This is a genomic window from Hyphomicrobium sp. DMF-1 (assembly GCF_027886585.1).
Lineage (GTDB): Bacteria > Pseudomonadota > Alphaproteobacteria > Rhizobiales > Hyphomicrobiaceae > Hyphomicrobium_C > Hyphomicrobium_C zavarzinii.
The window spans coordinates 3,491,749-3,511,425 of record NZ_CP115706.1 but is presented as its reverse complement, the minus strand read 5'-3'; the positions used below and the strand labels follow the sequence as shown (position 1 = coordinate 3,511,425).

The following is a 19,677-nucleotide window of genomic DNA, read 5'->3' as shown; positions in this document are numbered from 1 at the left end:
ACCGGATATTCCTGGCTGGAGAAGTCAGATGTATGAGTGGAGGCAGGAAGCAATGGCGAGAAACCTTCCCGTCTCGGTCCTGTTCTCATGGCCTCCGGCCCTGGCTGGGCTGGCGTACCTCGTCGCCTACGTCGCTATCGACTGGCTGAGTTACATCAGCCCCATAACGCCGATCGGCGTCACGCCTTGGAACCCGGCGACCGGCCTGAGCTTTGCCCTCGTGCTCCTGCTGGGACGCGACTACATCCCGTGGCTGTTCATCGCCCCCCTCATCGTCAATGCGTTCGTGCTGGGGCTGCCTTTGCCTCCGGCGGTGCACGTGCTCGGGGCCGCGGTGGTCGGCGTGGGCTATGGCGCCGCGACCGCCTTCCTGACCATGCCGAGCTTGGGGTTCGACCGGACGCTCAGCACCAAGCGATCGCTGATGATGCTGATCGCGGTGGCAGCCGTGAGCACCGGTGTCGTCGCGGTGGTCTATGTGGGACTTCTCGCAGCCTTCGGGCTGGTTGCGGCCGCAGACGTCACCGTGACCACCGCGCAGCTCTGGATCGGCGACATGATCGGCGTGACGGTGCTCACGCCGTTCCTGCTGATCGGCTTTACGCGCCGTCGCATGCTCGTTCCGTCGCTGGAGCTCGGCGCGCTCGTCATCGTTCTGGCATTGACGCTCGCCGCCGTCTTCGGCCTCTCGGATACCTTCCGGGTAAAGCAGTTCTATCTGTTCTTTCTGCCGGTGATGTGGATGGCGGTGCGCTTCGGCCTCGAAGGCGTCACCGCAGGCCTTGTGCTGACGCAAGTGGGCCTCATGGCTGCCATGCAGTATGCGGGCGTCCAGGACAGCGAGGTCACCGCGTATCAGGCCCTGATGATCGTTCTGGCGCTCACCGGTCTCACCATCGGTGCCGTCGTGAACGAGCAGTTGAGAACGCAGGCGCAGCTTCGCCAGAACCAGGAGGCGCTGGAGCGGGCTGCACGTCTCGACACGATGGGGGCTTTCGCCGCCGTCCTCGCGCACGAGATAAACCAGCCTCTGACGGCCATTTCGAACTACACGCGCCTCACCAAGATGGCGGTCGAGAAGCAGCCCCCCGACAACGAGGCGGCCCGTCAGGCCGCGGGCCACGCGGTGGCCCAGGTGGACCGGGCGGCGGAGGTTGTGCGCCGTCTCCGCGACCTCATTCAGCTCGGCCACAACGAGATGGTTCCCCAGTCGGCGGCGGAGCTGATCCGCGAGGCCGTCTCGCACTGCCGCTTCGAGATGCAGGCCAATCACGTCGCGCTCGAGACGAGACTTGCGCGCAATCTGCCGTTGGTGGTGTGCGATGGGCTGCAAATTCAGCAGGCCCTGATCAACCTGATCCGTAACGCGGCGGAATCGATAAAAGGGGGCGGCCGTCCGGATGGCCGCATCCTCGTCGAGGCCGATACGTCGGAGCTGGGTCGCGTAATCGTGACGGTTCGTGACAACGGCCCCGGCTTCGATCCTGTTATCCTGGAACGCGCCCTGACCCCGTTTACCACTACGAAACGCGAGGGTCTTGGGCTCGGATTGGCGCTCGCACGTTCGACCGCCGAGGCTCATGGCGGCCAGTTGCTGATCGAAAGCACTGGCGGCGGGGCCGCTGTTTCCTTTACTCTCCCGACATCAATAGAGAACGACCAAAGGATGCTGAAGTGACCGTAGCTTTGATCGACGATGATGCCGCTGTCCTGCACTCGATGCGCCTTCTCATCGAGAGCCGCGACATTCCCGTTGCCTGTTATGAATCCGCCGAAGCCTTCCTGGACGATTTGCCCGAATCCAAGCCGTCCTGCGTTGTGGCGGATGTGCGGATGCCCGGCATGACGGGGCTCGAGCTTCAGCGGGAGCTCAAATACCGCAACAGCGATGCGCCCCTGATCCTCATTAGCGGCCACGCCGACGTTTCGATGGCCGTGTGCGCGCTCAAGGAAGGCGCGTTCGACTTCTTCGAGAAGCCTTACGATGGCGAGCGGCTTGCCACCAGCGTGTGGGACGCGGTGCAGAAGGGCCGCCGCCAGAGCACGGAGAACAGTGAACGTATCGACATCGCAGAGCGGCTGAAGGCGCTCTCGCCGCGCCAGCGCGAGGTGCTGGAGTTCGTGGCTGCCGGAATGTCCAACAAGCAGATCGCAGCCAAGCTCAGCATCAGCCCGCGCACGGTTGAAACCTATCGGGCCTGGGTCATGGAGCGCATCGGTGCGCAGAACGTGGCTGACCTGGTTCGCAAGGTCAGCGCCTTCCTGCCGTCGGATCCGAAATAACGGCCACATAAAGGCGCGAGCGGAACTTCCGGAAGGGTCGAGTGTTAGTGGAGGGATCCACTTCGGACGCAGAGGTAAGAGCCTCGCGTCCCCTCGATAAGGAAGACCAAAAATGCGCTACGTCGTACTCTGGGCCTTGGGCGTACCGATCTCGGGCCTCATCGTGCTCCATCTGCTCGGAATGATCTGAGCAAGCAGACGAGTAATGTAAATAATGAAGCCGGCCTTCGGGCCGGCTTTGTTATTTTCGGAAACTGGTGCGAAAAAAAGCGCTTTGTCTCTTCGATCGACCGGCTGGGCAAGGGATCAATGTAGTGCGCCGCGCTCCGTATGAACGAGCGCCTCGTCAGCAGCATCGTCGCCGAAAGCAAGCTCAGAGAGAATACTCGCCTGCACGAGTTCTTCCGCAATCGAGCGGCGGATGTTGGGAATGATCTCGTCGAATTCGTACTGCTCCGACCAGCGCAGGAGCGCTTCATAGAGGGTGATCTCGTAGCGCTTGATGGCAAGCAACGCTGCCGCGCATCCGCGCGTGCCGCTTTCCGGGCGGCTCGAAGCCGAATCCCACGCTTCTCGCAGCAGCGCTGTGGTCGCCCAAGACGCTTCGCCGCGCGCTTCCAGATACAGCGTGTCGAAAATCCCTTCGATACGCGTCGCCTGGCTCTGCGATTGGGCCTCGATCTCTCTGAGCGCGCTCATCAGCTTGAGGTTCGTGACCGATGACGAGAGCATCCGGATCGAGGCGATGAGCTGTTTCTCGGTGTCGTAGATGTGACGCAGCGTGCGCATGTAGACGCGCTCGAATTCCTGCATGTTGGGCTCGCTGTCTCGCTATTGCATCGCACGATGGAGGTAACGCAACAGCGAGGGGAGAGGTTCCTCTGCCGCGAGCGGCCGGCCCTTGTTTTTCGGTTGGGGTAAGCGGGAACAGACGATGATCTCGCGTGTTGAGCAGTCCAATACAACCCCGCGAGCAAATGGAGCCAAGCATGTCAGTAAAAACGATGGAGGATCTCTTCGTAGCGACCCTCAAGGATATCTATTACGCCGAAAAGCAGATCCTGAAGGCCCTGCCCGGAATGGTGAGCAAGGCAGACAACGCCGACCTCAAGAAGGCGCTCGAAGCGCATCAGAAGGAGACGGAAGGGCAGGTTGATCGCCTCGAGAAGGTGTTCAAGCTGATCAAAGTGCCGGCGCGCGGTAAGAAATGCGACGCCATCGAGGGCATCATCGGCGAGGCCAAGGAGCACATGGATGAGATCGACGACGAGCGCGTGCTCGACGCCGGCATCATCAGCTCTGCGCAGGCCGTCGAGCACTACGAGATCTGCCGCTATGGCACCCTCGTCGAGTGGGCGAAAGATCTCGGCTATACCGAAGCCGCCAAGCTTCTGGCCGAGAATCTCAAGGAGGAGCACCACGCCGACACGCTGTTGACCGAGATCGCACGCGGCTCCGTCAACAAGGATGCCGAGCAGGCTGCTTGAAGAACCCAGCCTTTCGAGCCAAAGCCGGGCGCAGCGCGCCCGGCTATTTTCGAACGAAACGATTGAACGTCGCTAGCTGCGATCATGGCGCGTCGTGAAGCGCACGTTGCCGAGCCCCGTGCCGATCGTCAGCGCGCCCCAGTGATCGTAGGTGCGCATCGCCGGAAGCTCGCTCAACCCCTGCACGACGGCATCGTTGTGCATCACCACGGCCGTCTCGTGCTTCCCGATCTCCGGAATGGCTTCCTTGAGGCAAGCGGGAAGATTGAAGCTCTTCGTCTCCCAGTTGCCCGGTAGATTTTGAGCGCCGGTTTCGATCGAGCCGTCCGGCCGGATGAGCCCTGGGCATCCGATGCCGATCAAAGGTGCCAGGTTGATCTTCGCCTTGCTGGCAGCCTTGATGAGATCCTTGAGCATGTCGATGAGGCGGTCCACCGCCTCGTCGCGCTTCGTCTTCTCGTCGCCGTGGCGCCAGAGCTCGGATTTCCACACCTTCGCCTTATCGAGCTTCGAGGATTTCTTGAGGTTGAGCTCCACGACACCGGCGCGGATGTTCGTGCCGCCGATGTCGACCGCGAGGATGCCGTCGAAGCCTTCGAGCGTCCAGGAGGGCATGAGGTGCGCCGCGCCGATTAGGCCCGCTTCGTCCGGATGGTTGCGAATGAGGTTGAGATCGATGTCGATGCCGCCTGCCTTGAGGAGCACGGCAGTTCGTCCGATCGCGAGCTCTCCAACACGGCTCTTTCGGAAGCCTCCGCCGATCACGATCGCTTCCGTATCGCGCCAGCTCGCGCTCTTCAGGAAGCGGCGGATCACGTGATCCAGCTCTTTAGCAAAAGCCTCGATCGCGCTGTGGACCAGTCCCCCGGCTTCCGGATCTCCGTCGGCGAGCAGGGCATCGAGCTGCTTCTTGCTCACATCCTCGATCGGCATGTCGCCGAGTGGATCGGCGCCGAGCTTGCGCAAGGGTTCGCGCCACTCCTCGATGATGCTCTTGAATGCACCGTGGCTGGCGCGATCGCCGACGAAGCCCTCCTCGTCGCGGATCTCGAGGTTATAGCTGTCGATCTCCACGCTCGGGAGCACCTTCGCGCCGTGTTCTGTGATGACGGGCAATTTCGCGATCCATTGAGGCACAAGGGAAGGGCCTGCGGCTCGCCACGCCGGAGGCCCCTGACTGTCACGATGACTGGTCGTGATGATCAAACGCCGATCACCAGGGAAAGATCGCGGAGAAAGCAAAAATTTTCTTCCGCCCGCGCTGAAGGAACGCTGTCAGGAGCGCGAAATTGGACGGAGGGTCATGCTTTGGTCCATTTTCAGGGACATAAATCCCATTGATAGAAAACAAAAATCTGGAACAGAAAGAGGTACGCGAACGATGCAGCAAATCGTTCAGGCCCGCTCTTTGTCGAGGGCGGTAGTACGTGGCGTTGTGTTAAGTTTGACAACGTTGGGTATGCAGGCGGCAGCGGCCGGATCGGCCTCCGCCAATGCAAGCGCAGGGTGTGATGCCGCAAACGGCGGCGCCCTCAATGTCAGTGTCTCGGGCGGAGCAAGCGCGCTTCGCGAGGCAGCCCTCTCGGAAGGCGAAACCTTGAGCCTCGATCTTTCGACGCGCGGAACCGCGAGGCTCGCGGTCTCGAGCGGAGGCGGCGCGTTGCGCACGCTGCACGCGGGACGTGCCTCGACGCTGATGTTCGTCGCCCCCGCATCCGCGACCTATGGCTTTTATCTCGACGCGAACGGCGCCGCCGACGCGACGCTCGCTGTGACGTGCGCGTCCGTCGCCAAGCTCAACGTGGAGCGCAGTCTTCTGGAGCGGCGCAAATCGTTCCTGACGAGCAAGGATCCGGATCGCATTCGCATCGATCGCGCGCCCGCCGAGCCGAAGCCGCTCGACTCGGCGGTGCAATCGTCGGAAGCCCCCCGTGACGTAACCGCGTCGATCAGCATGTCCGAGCTGGCGGCGGCCATGAAGCTCGGCGGCAAGAAGGATCCGGGCATCCTCGATTTCTGGTTCGAAGGCCGCTATCTGACCTACGATACGGTCGATGCCAACGCGAAGCCCGGCGATGGAAATTTCAGCGTGATGTACTTCGGCAGCAAATACATGCTGGGTCCGGACATTATGCTCGGCGCTCTCGCTCAGTTCGATCAGGCGGGAGAAAGCAGCCGCTATGGCGACCAGATCTCCGCAAACGGCTGGATGGCGGGGCCTTACATGAGCGTCCGCTTCGGCCCAGGCGTCGTGTTTGACGGGCGTGCGGCTTGGGGCGTCGCGGAGAATGCAGCGCGTGGCGTGATGCTGGATATGGCACCTGCCGATCGCAAGCTCCTGCGTGGCACGCTGCGCGGATCGCGGCAGGTCGGCGGCTGGACGGTCGCGCCGAGCGTCGGTCTGAGCTATGTGCAGGACACGCCCATGGTCGACGGTCTCGCCATGGGGGAGACGGCTACGGCCACGCCGTCCGGAACCGGCCGTCTCGATGTGCTGCCCGAGGTGAAGCGCAGGTTCAGCCTCGACAGTGAAACTTATATCGAGCCGCGTCTTGCTGCTGGAGGCTTTCTCGCGTTCGACGATCTCTCCAAGATCGGCCCCGGAAGCATGAGCTCTCAGGTGCCGGAGATGCAATGGAAGGCGGAAGCGGGTGTGGCGGTCGGCATGAAGGATAGCGTCAACGTGCAGGCCACGGGCGGCGTCGAGACCGGCGCGCAATCAGCAGCGGATACTTGGTCCGGACGGCTTCAGCTCAACATGCCGCTTGGGAAGTAGTCGGCTGCGGGGCGGTCACGTCATGACTTGGCTCAAGGCGTGACCGGTGTGCCGTCCTGTTTGCTCAGGCTGGCCGCTTGCTCGATGGCGTCGCGCGAGAGAGAGGTTTTGACCTCCAAGTGATCCGGATCGGATTGGCTGATCACGAGGTTTCGCAGGCCGATGGCAACGCTGGTCTCGCCGAGGCCGAGGAAGCCGCCCACGCGCACGAGAACCGCCACCACCTTCCCGTCGCTGTCGATCACGATGTCGTCCACCTTGCCGACGGACTCGCCGAGCGTGTTGGTCATGGTGACGCCGATCAGCTTGCCAGCGCGCCAGTCGCTGGACGTGCGTGCGCCAGGAAGCGGGCCTGGAACGATCTTGCTCTCTTCGTTGCGCTGGGTCTCGGGACGCGGAGCCTTCTGCTGCGCCTGGGCCGCGCCGAGCGTTCCAGCCGCCATAAGCGAGACGGCCGCAACGCCGAGCGTCAATCTTCTGAGCATGATGTGACCTCCGCGTTCCGATTGCTGCAGGCGCGCGTGCGTTCGCAGCGCGCATCTGGTGAAAGCAACGGCTCGTCGCGCCCGATGGTTCCGGACGAAGGGAGCACTTCGAGAAGCTGGAGGGCGGTTAACGGCTCTCGTTGGCGCCGAGGCCGAACGCGCGGTCGCCGGAAGGGGCAGGCGAGGGCGATGGTGCTTTGGCGGGCATCGCGGGCGCATCCATGCCCTTGCGTCCGTAGAGCGCGACCGCGCCAGCGACGTCGCCCGGCTGCAGCGTGCGCGACTTCTCGACGTAGCGGAACGACATAAGTTGTCCCTCGGGGCTCGGATGATCGAGGCCGATGGCGTGGCCGATCTCGTGGGTCACCGTGAAGCGCAGATCGTAGACGTTGAGATTACCGTCGAAGCCGATCTTCCAGGGCTGATCGGGATTGAGACAGATCAGCGACTGGCGGATGTTGTCCGGGCCACTCTTGACTTCCGCGCGCGCGAGACCTTGGTGCAGCGCCACGTTCGTGAACGCGCGTCCGCGGGACTTGGCGTCCGCCCCGATCAGGATTCCGGCGTCGTGTGCGGAAGACACCTCCTTGAAGACGATGTTCGCCGCCTGCTCCCACTGGGAGAACGCGGCGCGAACCTCACCGCGAAAATCCTCGAGAGAGACGTGTGAGCGCTCGAGGGCGGCGTCCGGTGCCAGCATCGCATCGCAGTTGCGCGCGCCGGGGAAGCTCGCCGGCTCCGTGAGGAAAGCGTAGGTGATCGTCGCGGGTAGACCTGCCGCCGGCACGTTCCAGCGCACCGTGTGTCCGCCGAGTACGAGCAGGCGGAACTCGGGGTCGGCGGCCTTCGGCGTCTCGCCCGCGCGCGCGCTCAATGCTGCCGACGCGACAGCCAGCCCCAGGCACGTTGTCAGAACGAAACCCCTCAACGGTCTCCTGCTCCCCCGGATCGACACCCCATACGGCGACATTGATTGCTTATGCATGCTTTCTAAAAGCAGCAATGAGGCGGGTCAATGTCGCCTGGGTCGCATCCCCAGAAATGCTGACGCCAAGGGCTTTTGCTCAGAAGCGTGCAAGGCCGCGCAGACCCCTCCGTAGGCGTCGCGTGGGAACCCTGCGTGCCGCCGGGCGTTAACCCCGCAGATCACGCAAGATCATAGTGGAGACCACACGCAATGACTTACAAGGCGACGATCCTCGCGGCGGTGTTGGCCGCAGCTTCGCTTCATCTGGGAGGCGCGTCCGCGAACGCAGCACCCGTAGGGCCGATCCAGAAAGCAGCCGACATTCAGCGCTCCGATCTTCAGCAGGTCGACTGGCGTCCCTATCGCCATTGCCATCGCCGCCACGGCCGCAAGTGGTGTCACGGCGGCGCCGCCAATCGGGGCTACGGATATTACGGATATCGCCCGGGCGTCTCGCTCTACATCGGCCCGCGCTACAAGCATCACCGCCATTACAGACGTCATCACCGCCATTAAGAATTTAGTGGCGTGACCGGAGGAAGGGTCTGTCCGAGAAATCGGAACAGGCCCTTTCTCGTAGCGGCACGACGTTGCGGGAGCGCCTACCTCAAAAGAGGGAGCGGGCTCGCTCCGCAGGCTGCTGCGTAGCCCCTGCAATCCGTTCCAGCCACGTGAGCACCGAACGGGGACCGGAGAAGTCCGCCATCTCCTCGTGGTAATGCTCGCCGGCGACACGCAGCCCAAAGCCTTTCATGCCCTCGGCGGCCGCGAAAGCCGTTTCGTCGCCGATATCGTCTCCGATCATGATGGGAACGCGGCCACGGAAGGCTGGCAGCGACGCAAGGGCCGCAAGCGCGGTTCCCTTCGAAAGACCGGACGGGATGATTTCGTAGAGCCGCTTTCCGGGCAGAAGCTCGAACGCGCCGGCGTGCCGGTCGAGAAAATCCTCGATCACCGCGAGAATGTTGGCCTCTGCATGAGGGGCGAGACGATAATGGATGGCGAGGCCAGGTCCCTTCGGCTCTGCGATCACGCCGGGAATGCGCGCCGCGAGCTGGCGCATCTCTTCGACGATCTCCAGCGGAAGAACCGGTGTCACCCGCTCGATGTCGCGATCGGGCGCCTTGCGCAGCTCCGCCCCGTGTACGCCGGACGCCGTGAGCTTCAGCGGCGAAAGGATCTGGTCTATCTCCGAGATCAGGCGGCCTGAAATGATCGCCACCGCACCGTCCAGGCGCCGGGTGAGCTGCCCGAGAAGGTCGCTGAGCCCATCCGGCACGCGCACGCTTCTTGGAGTCGCGGCAAGCTCGAGCAAAGTCCCGTCCACATCGAGAAACAGCGCAAACGCACCGGGATTGGCGAGGATGGAGTTCGTGCACGTGCTGAGACGCGGCCGCAAGGGCGGTATTCTCTCCGCTACCATCGTTCTCTTCTAACCTCGTTCAGCGTGTCAGAAGGATGCCGCTCCGGACATCCGTGCGAGCCTCTTCTCTTTGGAACATGACGTTGATATGGCCATCGGCAGGTTCACAGTGGCCAGCCTATCACATTTGGTATCGATTTCTTGCTGCTCAGGAATTTTTCGAGATCGGCACGCCGCATCAGCCCCGTTTGCGTATCGACGTGCTGCAGCACGCCTGCGGCGTTGATCGTTGCGGCGCGGATCGCGGCTTCCGCGTCTCCGCCGTCTGCAAGATACGCCGAGAAAGTGGACGCGAACGCATCGCCGGCACCCGCCGTGCCCGCCACCTCTGCCTCGTGCGCCGGACAATAGATCATGCGATCGCCGGACGCCGCGAAGGCCCCATCGCGCCCGTCCGTCAGCACGACCGAGCCGACGCCGCGGTCCATCAGCGCACGAAGGAAGTTGCGGACACTCATCCTGCGCCCTTCATGCTTGAGGCCGCACTCGGCGAGCGGCGGAAGCCTCACGTTCGTCGGATAGGTCAGAGGCGCGCTCTCGTCGCTCCTGGGTGCGTCGAGCAGGATCAAGACTTCCTCCGCCTCGCGCCGGTTAAGGGCGAGGATATCGAGATGCGGCAGCGTCTCCTTGAAAGCGTCGCCATGGGCATGAAGCTGGCGCAGGCCGGGATTGGCTGCCACCAGCGCACGGGCGCGCTTGGCCTTCTCCACGATCAGCGGAAAGCAGGTCGCCGCCTCATTTGAAAGGTTTGCGATGTAGACGAGATCCACTTCGAACGCGCCGTCGTGAAGATCGGGAGGGGCAAGCAGCGTGTTCGCGCCGCGGAACGTGAAAACCGCCGCGTTGCGGTCGTGGGAAGAGACGTGGACGGAGGCGCCGGTCGGCGCGCGCGAGTCGCGTGAGACCCATGACACGGATATGCCTTCATCGGCCAGACGCGCCAGGATTTGCTCGGCGCGCAGATCCGCCCCGAGCTTGATCAAGACCGAGCACGTGACGCCGAGGCGCGCCAGCGCCACGGCCGTGTTGATCGCGCCGCCTCCGCAATGGGTCGAGACTTCGAGTGCTTCCGTCTTGCGCCCCTCTTCGAGCAGCAGGAAGGAGGTGCCGGCATTGAGCAGCTCCATGCGCTCGATGGCGGAGCTCTCGATGATGGCGATCGTGTCGATCATGGCGCCGCCGACGCAGAGAGCTTTCATGAGGCCGATCTCCGCCTTTGGATTGCGGGCCTAACTGCGCCTCTGTACGCGCCGTGCGTCATTCCGGTCTGCTCGGTTGGGTCTTGTGCGATTTGTCGCGATTGGAAGGCGTTTTCAGAAAGCTGTCTCCCGGCGGCCGGGACGTGCGGCGCGAACTTCTCGCGAGCTTGTCCATGGAGGAGCGGATCGAGGCGTTGGACGGTGCGAACGACAGAGACCGCTCGCGTGCAGTGGCTTCGAGCGTGTTGAGAAATGACGATGACCACGTGGCGGAGTCGTAAGCCCGGATCACCGCCATCAGCCGGTTGTAGCGATCGATCCGCTCGGATTTGTCCATTTCGAGGGCCGTTTTGATCGCGTCCGCGATCTCCTCGATGTTGTAGGGATTGACGATCAGAGCATCCACGAGCTGCTCCGCCGCCCCTGCGAAGCGCGACAGTATTGGCACGCCCGGATCGGCCGGGTCCTGTGAGGCCACATATTCTTTGGATACCAGGTTCATGCCATCCCGTAGCGGCGTGAAGAATCCGATGCGCGAGCCGCGATAGACGTCTCGAAGCTTGTCCCGCGGGGCGGAGCGATGGATGTAGTGGATCGGCACCCAGTCGAGCTCGCCGAACATGCCGTTGATCTTGCCCGACAGTGCTTCCAGCGTCTGGCGGATGTCGGTGTAGGCTTCCACGCTCTCGCGCGTTGGCGGCGCGATCTGCGAGAGCACGACCTTGCGCTGGTACTCGGGATACTTTTCGAGGAAGCGTCCGAACGCACGGAATTTCTGGGGAAGGCCTTTCGAGTAGTCGAGGCGGTCCACGCCGATGATGCGGTCCGCGCCTTCGGTCGCCTGCACGAGCTTTTCCTCGGGCGCCCCACCCGCAAACACGTCCGCGTCGATGCCGACGGGAAAGCGCTTGATCGAGAGGCGATGGTCGAAGGCACTGACGCGCCCGTCCTGCAGGATGCGCCCCGAGACGCTGTCCTCCAGGAACTGGATGAGGTTTGCGACATCCGCCTGCGTCTGCAACCCGATGAGGTCGTAAGCGGTGAGGGCGCGTGCCAGCTCGCGATACTCTGGAATGGCGAGAAACGTCTGCGAAGGCGGCACGGGGATGTGCAGATAGAATCCAATCGGATTGTCCACGCCCGCCCGTCTCAGCTCTGCCGCAAGCGGAATGAGGTGGTAGTCGTGAATCCAAATGATGTCGTCGGGCTGGATGAGGGGGCGGAGCGCGCGGGCGAAACGCTCGTTCACACCGATGTATCGAGCGTAGAAACCGGCATCGAATTGCGCGAGATCCAGCCGGTTATGAAATACCGGCCAGAGGACGGAATTCGAGTATCCGAGATAGTAGTCGCGATGCTCCGCCGCCGTCAGCGGAAGCGTTGCAATCGCGCTGCGTCCCGCGGATTTCGCGGTCCGGAGTTCGGGAATGTCGGTGCTGTCGTGCTCTTCGACGACCTTTCCATTCCATCCGAACCACAGGCCCGGCCGCTCGCGCAGAAGTTCGGCAAGCGCAACGGCGACGCCGCCCGCTTGCGCGGCTTTGCGCAGCTCCATCACCCGATTTGATACGAGAACAATCCGTCTCAAGCCCGCCTCCGCGTGCCCGAGGGCAAACGCTGTATCTCACTCTGTTTGTGACCGCCTTGCGGCTATTGCCGAAATTGGTCCCGTAGATCAAACGCTTGAGGTCGCGCTGGGTTCCGGCGCGGGTGAGCGGGGCCACGCATCGGCCCAATTTCGCGAGAGGTTCATGCAGGAATTCACGATCCCAGCCATGGAATAGGTCTGCGGCAGGTTGCCCCAAAGCTCGCCCGTGGTCGGGTGAATATCCTCGGAAAGAAGCCCGAAGGCATTGCGCCGACTGAGGAGATCGTCGAGCAACTCGCGCGCCTGCTCCACGCGTCCGGCCGCGGTCAGCGCATCGATGTACCAGAACTGGCAGGCGAGGAACGACGTTTCCGGAGCACCGAAATCGTCGTTGGTATAGCGCAGCATGAAGCCATTGCGGCCGAGCTGGCCGCCGATGGTGTCCAACGTCTTGAGAAAGCGCGGATCACGCGCCGAGATGAGGCCGAGCTCCGGCAGCAGCAGCACGCTTGCGTCCAACTCGTCCTGATCCAGCGCGCCGGCCAGCGCGCCCACTTTCGAGCTCCAGGCCCGCGTGAGGATTTCGGTCCGAACGGTGTCCGCCTGGCGCCGCCACTGCTCCGCGTCGCCCGAAAGCCCGAGCAGCGCCGCGATGCGGCCGAGCCGGTCGAGCGTGACCCAGCACATGGTGGCCGAATGCGTGTGGATGCGCAGGCGCCCGCGATATTCCCAGATACCCGCATCGGGTTCGAGAAACACGCGCATCGCATGACGGCCGAGAACCTCGAGCCGCCGGTAAAGCGCCTCGTCACCCATGCGCGGCAGACGCTGGTCGATGAACATTTGCGAGACCCCGAGGATCACGCTGCCCCAGGAATCGTGCTGGATCTGCTCGGCTGCCTGATTGCCGACGCGCACAGGCCCCATGCCGAGGAATCCCGGCAGATGCTCGGCCACGCTCTCGTCCAAAGGCTGATCGTGCACGATGCCGTAGACCGGCCGCAGCGTGCCCTCCGAGCCGACCGCGAGCGTGGTGATGTAGTCGAGATACGCTTCCATCGACTGCGTCGCACCGAGCCGGTTCAACGCCATGATCACGAAATACGCGTCACGCAGCCAGCAGTAGCGATAGTCCCACGTGCGCTGGGTTCCCGGAGCCTCCGGCAGCGAGGTCGTGTGCGCGGCGACGATGGCGCCGGTCTCGTCGAAGGTGCAGAGTTGAAGCGTGATGGCGGCGCGAATGACATCCGTTTGCCAGTCGAGCGGTACCGCGAGACCGCGCACCCAGCCGAGCCAGTAGTCGCGCGTCCTTTCGAGCGCTTCGCGGGAAACCGTGTCCGCCGCTGCTTCGAGCGACTCGTCGGGGCCGAGCACCAGCGTCACCGGACGGGCGAGCGCAAAAGCCGTTTCGTGAACGATGTATGAGAGTGGCGCGTCCGTCGTGAGACGCAGCGTGATCTCGCCGCCGCTGTAGCGGATGTGGTTTGAGCCGACCACTTGCGCGGGGCGCGGCTGGCCGTAGTTGAACGTGGGGCGCACACGAATTTTTATGCGCGGCAGGCCGATGGGCTCGATGCGCCGGATGATCTGCGCGGGATGAAGCATGCGCTCGAAGCGCGGGTAGCGCGGCGCGAAATCGATGATACGCACACCGTTGCCGCTGTTGTCCTCGATCACGGTCTCGAGGATGGCGGTATTGCGCAGATAGGCAGACCGCGTGCGAACGGCGCCTTCCACAACCACGTCACAGAAGCCCTTCTCCTCGTCTCCGGCGAGGAGCCGCGAAAACACCGGATCTCCGTCGAAACGCGGGAAGCACCACCACACGATGCGGGCGGAGCGGTCGAGAAGCGCGGCGATGCGGCCGTTGCCGATCACGGCGAAATCGAGCGGTTGAGCAGGACGCTGTTCAGCAGTCATGGAAGCCTGCTCGTTCGTGAGAAGCGGGATATTCAAGAGACAGCGCACCCCCGTGCCAATTGATTTCGGGAGTGGCCGAGGCCCGTACTGCCCGAAAAACGGTTGCGTGGATTGCCAGATCGGCGCGAGCGGCGCGCGAGAGCGCGGCTGCCGCCGAAGATCGACGATCGATCAGTCGCTTTCGCTATGGACGAACCAAGCGAGGACGCCAAACGTCATAATGACCATCATGGCATATAAGACAACAACGAATATGGTGATTGCTCCGTCCTGGCTCGCCTCGCCTGGGCGCTCGCTCCGTTGCGAGCCGGCGGGAGGACGGCTCGCAACGGAGAGCGTTGAACTAGTAGTTTTTTGCGGGGGGAGACTGGCCGGAGCTCGAAGAGCCCGAGGCGCCTTCACCCGCGCCGCTGCTGGCGGAATCGTGCACGAGGCCCTTCTGACAACCGGCCAGGAATTCCGCACTTGTGAGCTTGCCGTCGCCGTTGGTGTCGACTTTGTTGAAATTCGTGACAAAGCCTTGCGCCTGGGCGCTGGTGAGCGATCCGCCGCCCGCAGCATCTGCGCGGCCCCAGATGCTCTGACACTCTGCCTTGGACATTTTGACATTTGCGCCCGGAGCCGTTTGGGCGAAAACTGTTGCTCCAGAGGTGGCAAGGAGAGCTGCGATACTAACGGTGCACAGCTTTTTCATTGATTATACTCCTCTTTCCATTTCAAATGGGCCAGGCTTCAGACTCACCCAGCCGCCGCATCAACGCATGGCGAAAGGGGCGGTTCCGAGAAGCAGCCCGTGCTTGGGGAAGCACGGGCTCATCGAATGAGAGAGTGAGACGAGCGAGCAGCACGCGACAGCGCGGAATGAAAGCACGGACGGGGCACATTTTTTGATGATCGGGGCAGCGCGGGGATTGCGCGCCAATAGCGGCGCGACACGAGAATTTCTTGGCTCGAAGCGCCCGGGTGTCATTGGCGCCATCCGCGGCCCTGTGATGCGCGGCGTCGTGATGCGCGCCGCGGCGACGCTCGCAGCGGCCGCCTGCGCTGGGTTGTTGTGCTCAGCCGCCGTCATGAGCGCTCCCGCATACGCCGAAGCCGCGTCTCCGAGCCGCGCTGCCATGTTGGGACCTTTCGGTCCGGAAGGGCCGCGCCTTCGCGAGCAGCTCTGGCTCTTGCCCGGCGGAGATCCGCAAAATCCGCTGCGTGCGACAGTGTTTCGTCCGGCAGACGAGCCGGGCGCTGAGGGGGACGCTGCGCGCCGCCCGCTGGTCGTCATCAATCACGGCACGTCGGATGCGACGCGCCTCGCCGTCGCCATGCCGGTCTACTATTGGCTGTCGCGCTGGTTCGTCGAGCGTGGCTACGTCGTGCTCTTGCCCCAGCGGCGCGGACATGGCGCAACCGGAGGCACGCTCGCGGAATCGATCGGAACTTGCGCGGATCCGGATCACTATCGCTCGGGGCTCGCCGCAGCGGACGACATCGAGGCCGCGATTGACTACATCTCGCGCGAGCCGTTCATCGCACCGGGCCAAGCCATCGTCGTCGGCATTTCGTCGGGCGGCTGGGCGTCCCTCGCTCTCGCCTCGCGCAATCCCGCCAACGTGCGTGCTGTGGTGAACATTGCAGGCGGTCGCGGCGGCCGTCCATGGGACAGTGATCCTGAGCGCGCCGTATGCGGTGAGCGGCGCCTGCTCGAAGCGGCCCATAGCTACGGTGTGAGCGCGCGTCTGCCGACGCTCTGGCTCTATGCGGCAAACGACAGCCTCTTCCGCCCCGAGCTTGCGCGCGGGCTCGCAGCCGCTTGGCAGGACGGCGGCGGACAGGCTGAGCTTCACATTTTCCCGCCTTATGGCGCCGATGGACACAACCTCGCCGACGATCGCGCGGGATGGGACGTCTGGGGTCCCGCGATGGATCGCTTTCTCGCGGCGGCGCATGCGCCTGCGATAGCTGCCACGACACCGAGCCTGCCGGCTCCTGGTGCCGAAGCAAGCGATGCGCCTGCGGACTCTTTCGCCGCCGCAGTGTCGGTCGAGGGCGCTGGCGACCAGTAATCTGCCGCTTTTCCAGGCACCCGGAACCATTGCGAGAAACGAAAGTTGACCTCGGCCGGCCCACAAGGGCAAGCGGCAACATCGCTGCATGCCGAACGCGCGGCAAAGTGAAACGCGGAACCGCCAGGAGCCCACGCCGGATGAAAAACTTTGCCTGCACGGCCTGCGGAAGCCGCGTCTACTTCGAGAATGGCACCTGCCTCTCGTGTGGCCACAGCCTGGGGTTCGACGCCGGCACATTGACGCTGGTGGCAGTGGAGCCGGTCGCACCCGACGGCGGTCTTTACCGCAAGATCAAGGCCAATCCGGGCATCAAGGACGCAGTGAGCGATGTGCGCTTCTGTGAAAACGCGATGCACGGGGCCTGCAACTGGCTGGTTCCCGATGGCGCGCCATCCACGCTTTGCAAGGCCTGCGCCTGCAACAGAACCATTCCGAACTTGTCGGAGCCCGGCCGCCTCGATGCATGGCGCGAGGTGGAGCACGCGAAGAAGCGGCTGATCTATTCGCTGTTGCGCCTCGGCTTGCCTCTCGACGGCGGCACGGCGCGCAGCGGAACGCCGCTCACGTTTGACTTCGTGGCCAAAGCTGTCACCGGGCACGACAACGGCGTCATCACGCTCGATGTGCTGGAAGCGGACGATGTGGAACGCGAACGGCGTCGTCAATTCCTGGACGAGCCTTATCGCTCTCTTCTGGGGCACTTGAGGCACGAAAGCGGGCATTACTATTGGATGCTTCTCGTCGATCGCGACGAGTCGATCGAGAGTTTCCGCACCATGTTTGGCGACGAGCGTCAGGATTATCAGGCGGCACTCTCCTCGCACTATGCAGAAGGCGCGCCCGCGAACTGGGCCGAAAATTTCGTGTCGGCCTACGCCAGCGCACACCCGTGGGAAGATTGGGCGGAAACCTGGGCCCACTATCTGCACATGGTGGATGCGGTGGAAACGGCAGAAGCGGAAGGCATGGAGCCACGCGCGGCAGGCCTCCTGTTCGGTGCGGCGTGGCCGTTCAAGAAATACGATGTCTACCGGCAGGTGAGTTTCGAGAGCCTGATCGAGCGCTGGGTGCCGCTGTCTCTCTCGATGAACAGCCTCAGCAGGAGTCTCGGCCACCGCGATTTTTATCCGTTCGTGATTTCCGCGCCGGTGCGCGCGAAGCTCGCGTTCGTGCATCGCGTGGTGCACGCGGGCGCAGCGTGAGTGTGACACGCAGCATTGTCGCGCTCGGGAGAACATCGCGCAATGCCGCACCGGATGCGCAGTTCGTTAAGCAACGCAAAGCATGCGAACAGCGTATTTCCGAGAGGAACCAACCGCCCGCCTCGACGTTAGATCTCCAAGCTGGCCGATGCCCGCTGCAAGCACGGAAAATCCGAGACACACGCTACTTGCGGGCATTGCGCCCAACACGTCGAGGACCGTGCGAGATCAATAAAATATATTCAAAGGAGTGAATCCGATGAAGTCCAAGTTGCTGTCCGCTGTAGCCATGCCGGTGGCCCTGACGCTCGGCGCGGCATCCGCTTTCGCGCAGACCCCCGCACCGTCGCCGTCCGAGGCTCCGCCTGAGAGGATGCAGGAAACGGCCCCGGCTCCGACGCCTGCCCCGTCGCCGTCCGTCGCGGTCCCCGCACCTTCGAGCGAGCGGACAGCGGGAGCCTTCTCGGCCAGCCAGTCCGCTGACGAGTGGCGTTCGTCGAAGCTCATCGGCTTGACGGTCTACAACGCCGCCAACGAGAAGATCGGTGACATCAACGACCTGATCCTTGGACCGGATGGCAAGATTGCCAACGCCGTGATCGGAGTCGGCGGCTTTCTCGGTATGGGCGAAAAGCTGGTGGCGGTGTCGTTCAGCGACCTGCAGCTCAACCGCGACGCCAATGGCACGATGCGCGTGACGCTGAACAGCACGAAGGATGCGCTCGAGAACGCGCCGGAGTTCAAGTACTACGCGCCGTCGGCCACAAAGGCCAACTAAGCGCGCTCAAAAGAACGAGAAAGGGACCATTCGCCGGTCCCTTTCTTTTTTGCGCTCCGTGTCCGGGCGATCATCGCTTCGCGGGAGGCAGGTCCGTACACACGCCTTCGAACACTTCCGCAGCCATGCCGATCGATTCCGACAGGGTGGGATGGGGATGGATGGTCTTGCCGACGTCCACCGCGTCGGCGCCCATCTCGATCGCGAGCGCGATCTCGCTGATGAGATCGCCTGCGTGAACGCCGACGATCCCGCCGCCGATGATGCGATGGGTGTCCGCATCGAACAGCAGCTTTGTGAAGCCTTCGTCGCGCGCCATGGCGATGGCGCGACCCGATGCGGCCCAGGGGAATACGGCTTTTCCGAACGTGGCGCCTTCCGCCTTGAGATCGTCCTCGGTGCGTCCTGCCCAGGCGATTTCGGGATCCGTGTAGGCGACAGACGGGATCTGGCGCGCATCGAAGTGAGAGGGTTTGCCTGCGGCGGCCTCGGCAGCAACGTGCCCTTCGTGAACCGCTTTGTGCGCGAGCATCGGCGCGCCTGCGATATCTCCGATGGCGAAGATGTTGGGGACGTTGGTGCGCATCTGCCGATCGACCGTGACGAACCCGCGCGCGTCGACGGCGATACCGGCGCGCTCGGCGCCGATCAGCCGTCCGTTCGGCACGCGGCCGACGGAAACGAGAACAAGATCGTAAGCCTCAGTGCTTTCCGGAGCGCCCTCGCCTTCGAAGCGGATGTGAATGGCATCCCGCTTCGCGTTTGCTCCCGCGACCTTTGTCTTGAGCATGATGCGGTTGAAGCAGCTGGCGTTGCGTTTCTGCCAGACGCGCACCAAGTCGCGATCTGCGCCCGCCATCAGCCCATCCAGCATCTCCACGATGTCGATCCGGCTGCCGAGCGCCGCATAGACCGTGGCCATCTCGAGACCGATGATGCCGCCGCCGATCACCAGCATCCGTTGCGGAACCTGCGGCAGCGCGAGCGCGCCCGTCGAATCCACGATGCGCGGATCGTCCTTCGGTAAGAACGGAAGCGAGACAGCCTCCGAGCCAGCGGCGACGATCGCCTTCTCGAAGCGCACGGCCGCCGTGCCGCCCTTCGTCAGCGCGATGTCGAAAGAATGCGCGTCTCGGAAGGTGCCTGTCCCCTGAACCACCTCCACCTTGCGCGCCTTCGCCATGCGGGCGAGCCCGTGCGTGAGCTTTCCCACAACACCGTCCTTGTGCGCGCGAAGCTGGTCAAGGTCGATGCGCGGCGAGCCAAAATCGATGCCGTGGGCGCGGAACGCTTGGGCCTCGGTAATCAACGAGGCAGCGTGGAGAAGCGTCTTCGAAGGAATGCAGCCCACGTTCAGGCACACACCGCCAAGGGTGGGAGCGCGCTCGATCAGCACCGTTTTGAGCCCGAGATCGGCGGCACGGAACGCGGCCGAATATCCTCCGGGTCCCGCGCCCAGCACGGCAACGTCGCAGGTGATGGCGTTTGCGTCTGACAAGGAACCCTCCC

The 19,677-nt window shown here is 63.5% G+C and carries 18 protein-coding genes; 8 read left to right on the top strand and 10 right to left on the bottom strand.

Going from position 1 to position 19,677, the window contains the following annotated elements; all coding sequences use genetic code 11:
* The first annotated feature begins 52 nt into the window (after window positions 1-52).
* On the top strand, window positions 53-1,678 hold the full coding sequence (locus tag PE058_RS16105) for an ATP-binding protein (protein WP_020087452.1): 1,626 nt from the start codon (window positions 53-55) through the stop codon (window positions 1,676-1,678).
* On the top strand, window positions 1,675-2,283 hold the full coding sequence (locus PE058_RS16100; RefSeq protein ID WP_198011231.1) for a response regulator transcription factor: 609 nt from the start codon (window positions 1,675-1,677) through the stop codon (window positions 2,281-2,283). Before PE058_RS16105 ends, PE058_RS16100 begins: the two co-directional genes overlap by 4 nt.
* A gap of 306 nt (window positions 2,284-2,589) precedes the next feature.
* Here PE058_RS16100 and PE058_RS16095 read toward each other — a convergent pair whose 3' ends face one another.
* Window positions 2,590-3,096 (bottom strand): DUF892 family protein, encoded by a 507-nt coding sequence (locus PE058_RS16095; protein WP_020087450.1) that lies wholly within the window; start codon window positions 3,094-3,096, stop codon window positions 2,590-2,592.
* A gap of 176 nt (window positions 3,097-3,272) precedes the next feature.
* Here PE058_RS16095 and PE058_RS16090 point away from each other — a divergent pair, with 176 nt between their 5' ends.
* The gene (locus tag PE058_RS16090; RefSeq protein WP_026868251.1) at window positions 3,273-3,770 is read left to right on the top strand and encodes a YciE/YciF ferroxidase family protein; all 498 of its coding nucleotides are present in this window, start codon (window positions 3,273-3,275) and stop codon (window positions 3,768-3,770) included.
* Between the two features lie 72 nt (window positions 3,771-3,842).
* Here PE058_RS16090 and PE058_RS16085 read toward each other — a convergent pair whose 3' ends face one another.
* A complete protein-coding gene (locus tag PE058_RS16085; protein ID WP_271028860.1) occupies window positions 3,843-4,886 on the bottom strand; it encodes an ROK family protein in 1,044 nt (347 codons plus the stop codon).
* Window positions 4,887-5,214: 328 nt separating this feature from the next.
* Here PE058_RS16085 and PE058_RS16080 point away from each other — a divergent pair, with 328 nt between their 5' ends.
* The gene (locus PE058_RS16080) at window positions 5,215-6,546 is read left to right on the top strand and encodes an autotransporter domain-containing protein (protein ID WP_271028859.1); all 1,332 of its coding nucleotides are present in this window, start codon (window positions 5,215-5,217) and stop codon (window positions 6,544-6,546) included.
* A 32-nt stretch (window positions 6,547-6,578) separates the two neighbouring features.
* Here the strand turns inward: PE058_RS16080 and PE058_RS16075 are convergent, their stop codons facing one another.
* Window positions 6,579-7,031 carry a PRC-barrel domain-containing protein gene (locus PE058_RS16075; protein WP_271028858.1) on the bottom strand — a complete coding sequence of 151 codons (453 nt, stop codon included), beginning with the start codon at window positions 7,029-7,031 and terminating at the stop codon, window positions 6,579-6,581.
* Between the two features lie 127 nt (window positions 7,032-7,158).
* A complete protein-coding gene (locus tag PE058_RS16070; RefSeq protein WP_271028857.1) occupies window positions 7,159-7,959 on the bottom strand; it encodes a matrixin family metalloprotease in 801 nt (266 codons plus the stop codon).
* A 249-nt stretch (window positions 7,960-8,208) separates the two neighbouring features.
* On the opposite strand from PE058_RS16070, the gene PE058_RS16065 reads away from it, so the two are divergent.
* Window positions 8,209-8,514, top strand: coding sequence for a hypothetical protein (locus PE058_RS16065; RefSeq protein ID WP_020087444.1), 306 nt, complete (start codon window positions 8,209-8,211; stop codon window positions 8,512-8,514).
* A gap of 91 nt (window positions 8,515-8,605) precedes the next feature.
* Here the strand turns inward: PE058_RS16065 and otsB are convergent, their stop codons facing one another.
* The 5 genes from otsB to PE058_RS16040 all read right to left on the bottom strand — a co-directional run bounded on the left by otsB (window position 8,606) and on the right by PE058_RS16040 (window position 14,729).
* The gene (gene otsB, locus PE058_RS16060; RefSeq protein ID WP_271028856.1) at window positions 8,606-9,421 is read right to left on the bottom strand and encodes a trehalose-phosphatase; all 816 of its coding nucleotides are present in this window, start codon (window positions 9,419-9,421) and stop codon (window positions 8,606-8,608) included.
* 104 nt (window positions 9,422-9,525) lie between these two features.
* A complete protein-coding gene (locus PE058_RS16055) occupies window positions 9,526-10,620 on the bottom strand; it encodes a carbohydrate kinase family protein (RefSeq protein WP_020087442.1) in 1,095 nt (364 codons plus the stop codon).
* Window positions 10,621-10,678: 58 nt separating this feature from the next.
* On the bottom strand, window positions 10,679-12,208 hold the full coding sequence (locus PE058_RS16050; RefSeq protein ID WP_333780402.1) for an alpha,alpha-trehalose-phosphate synthase (UDP-forming): 1,530 nt from the start codon (window positions 12,206-12,208) through the stop codon (window positions 10,679-10,681).
* An 87-nt stretch (window positions 12,209-12,295) separates the two neighbouring features.
* Complete coding sequence (locus tag PE058_RS16045; protein ID WP_156827515.1) at window positions 12,296-14,128, bottom strand: glycoside hydrolase family 15 protein; 1,833 nt, start codon at window positions 14,126-14,128, stop codon at window positions 12,296-12,298.
* 343 nt (window positions 14,129-14,471) lie between these two features.
* The gene (locus PE058_RS16040; RefSeq protein WP_020087439.1) at window positions 14,472-14,729 is read right to left on the bottom strand and encodes an EF-hand domain-containing protein; all 258 of its coding nucleotides are present in this window, start codon (window positions 14,727-14,729) and stop codon (window positions 14,472-14,474) included.
* A gap of 289 nt (window positions 14,730-15,018) precedes the next feature.
* On the opposite strand from PE058_RS16040, the gene PE058_RS16035 reads away from it, so the two are divergent.
* The 3 genes from PE058_RS16035 (at window position 15,019) to PE058_RS16025 (ending at window position 18,168) form a co-directional block, all read left to right on the top strand.
* Complete coding sequence (locus tag PE058_RS16035; RefSeq protein ID WP_271028855.1) at window positions 15,019-16,185, top strand: alpha/beta hydrolase family protein; 1,167 nt, start codon at window positions 15,019-15,021, stop codon at window positions 16,183-16,185.
* 140 nt (window positions 16,186-16,325) lie between these two features.
* A complete protein-coding gene (locus PE058_RS16030) occupies window positions 16,326-17,390 on the top strand; it encodes a zinc-binding metallopeptidase family protein (protein ID WP_271028854.1) in 1,065 nt (354 codons plus the stop codon).
* Window positions 17,391-17,649: 259 nt separating this feature from the next.
* Window positions 17,650-18,168, top strand: a complete 519-nt coding sequence (locus tag PE058_RS16025) for a PRC-barrel domain-containing protein (protein ID WP_020087435.1) — start codon at window positions 17,650-17,652, stop codon at window positions 18,166-18,168.
* Between the two features lie 70 nt (window positions 18,169-18,238).
* On the opposite strand, the gene lpdA is transcribed toward PE058_RS16025, so the two are convergent.
* Window positions 18,239-19,666, bottom strand: coding sequence for a dihydrolipoyl dehydrogenase (lpdA, locus tag PE058_RS16020; RefSeq protein WP_271028853.1), 1,428 nt, complete (start codon window positions 19,664-19,666; stop codon window positions 18,239-18,241).
* Between the last annotated feature and the right edge of the window lie 11 nt (window positions 19,667-19,677).